This window comes from Mesorhizobium sp. M3A.F.Ca.ET.175.01.1.1 (assembly GCF_004791945.1).
GTDB lineage: Bacteria > Pseudomonadota > Alphaproteobacteria > Rhizobiales > Rhizobiaceae > Mesorhizobium.
Window position 1 is genome coordinate 1 of the sequence record NZ_SRTP01000273.1, and the last position, 314, is coordinate 314.

Annotated in this window: 1 pseudogene; it reads right to left on the reverse strand. The window is 68.5% G+C overall.

Going from position 1 to position 314, the window contains the following annotated elements:
* Nucleotides 1-314, reverse strand: a pseudogene (locus tag EN818_RS31620) (serine/threonine protein phosphatase); the annotation flags it as partial.

Consider the following 314-nt stretch of genomic DNA (forward strand, 5'->3'; position numbering starts at 1 on the left):
CCGTCGGCGATCGCCACCGCTGGCGGTAGCTTGCGCGTCCATGCCCAGACATTGGCCCTGGCGCTCAGCCGGTAGGGCCAGAGCAGGATGCGGCTTGCCAGCGGCGCATAACCGTCAGCCGTCTTCTGGAACACTTTTGCGCCGGCCCCGGCATAGGCGAAGGCGACGATGGCCAGCGCCAGCGCCGGCCACAAAAGCACCAGCGCGATAGCGGAGAAGTGGACTCCGACGGATGCTCCGGCCAGAGCAAGGGCACCGCCCAACGCGTAGCCGAGCGCAAGCCGCCGTGCCTTGGCATCGGCGTTCAGGCGGAA